Raw genomic sequence first — 1,394 nt, forward strand, 5'->3', positions numbered from 1 at the left:
GTCGCGCACTGCGCAGCAGGCGACGCTGGCCAGCGCCACGAGCGAAAACATGCTGAACCCCTCGAAGCCCGGGCGCACCACGACCAACACGCCGGCAAATCCAACGGCGATCGCCAGCCAGCGGCGCCAGCCGACCGCCTCGCCCAAGACAAGGGCCGCGCCCATTGTCACGGCCAGCGGCAGTGCCTGCAGGACGGCCGAGACGCTGGCGATCGGCAAATGGGCAAGCGCGACCAGGAAGGTCACCGTCGCGCCGGCCTCGGCAAGGACGCGCAGTGCCACCAGCGGCTGCAGCATCGAGCGCGGACGGACCAGCGCGCCGCGCTGCCAGGCAAGCAGGCCGACGAAGAGCGAGGCAAATGCGCCTCTGATCAGCATGACCTGCGCTATGTTCATCGACTGCGACGAATATTTGGTGATGGCGTCATTGAGGGTGAAGCCGGCCATCGCCACCACCATGAACAACGCACCGCGAAGATTGGGAGAAAGGGGCAAGATCTCTACCGGTTCTGCTTTGAAAAAAGCCTGTAGCAGCCGGGACCGAAACAGCAACGACAAAGGGCTGGGCCACGGCCTTGATCGCGGCCCAGAATTTCCACAGGCCGTGCAGCGAGCCGTCGTCATCCATCTTGTAGACGACAAGGCCGATCTCCTTGCCCAGGACATAGCCGGCCGAGAAGGCGTTGTCGTTGCGCATGCAGATGCCGTCCGAGGACGAGCCGCCGGTTTCCCAATGGATCGTGCAGGTCGTGCCGCTTGTCAGCGTGATGGTTGCTTCGCCGCCATAGGCCGAACCATCGAAATTGGTGCCGGCGACATCGTAAGTGCCGCCGATGGATTGCGCCGCCGCCGGCATGGCGGCGAGGCCGAGCAAGGCAACAGAAAAGATGAATTTGCGCATAATGTTTTCCCCACGGAGCGAAAGCCGCTACCGGATGGAAGGCTAGGCGCGAAAACGGCTGGGGTAAATCAGGCGGGCATCCGCCGGCGGAGATTTATTGCGGCATGGCCGCAATAGTCACGGTCCCTCGAGGCTGGCGGCGATGGCGCCGACCAGCGGGTCGTATTTCGACTTCACGGCCGGCGGATATTCGATCCAGACGGTGCGGATGACGCCGTCCTTGCCGAACAGGCGGCGCTCATAAAAGATGTTCCCGGCCTTCAGCCCCGAAAGCACGGCCCAGTCCTTTCCCGTCCTGCTGTAGGTGACCTTGTAACCCGCCTCCGTGCTGGCTTTCTCGGTCGCGACGAAGTGTCTCGGCGTGTCGTTGTCGATATTCAGGATGCCGGAACAGATCAGGCTGGCGCCGTCGGGCGCGAGCCATTGCTGGCCGTCACCGTTGTCCGGTTCGGGCTGGCGGTCGGTGAAAACATCATCGGGAAAGGTCCAGACC

Annotated in this window: 2 protein-coding genes and 1 pseudogene; all 3 read right to left on the bottom strand. The window is 63.5% G+C overall.

Annotated features, from left to right (window positions below; genetic code table 11):
• Window positions 1-495: DMT family transporter (locus FJ980_RS31680; RefSeq protein ID WP_140547446.1), on the bottom strand; the 495-nt coding region annotated here is incomplete at its 3' end.
• 100 nt (window positions 496-595) lie between these two features.
• Window positions 596-901 (bottom strand): annotated as a pseudogene (locus tag FJ980_RS36015) (hypothetical protein); the annotation flags it as partial.
• Between the two features lie 117 nt (window positions 902-1,018).
• Window positions 1,019-1,394 (bottom strand): hypothetical protein (locus FJ980_RS31690; protein ID WP_140547447.1); only part of this gene is annotated, 376 nt, incomplete at its 5' end.

Source organism: Mesorhizobium sp. B1-1-5 (genome assembly GCF_006443065.1).
GTDB lineage: Bacteria > Pseudomonadota > Alphaproteobacteria > Rhizobiales > Rhizobiaceae > Mesorhizobium.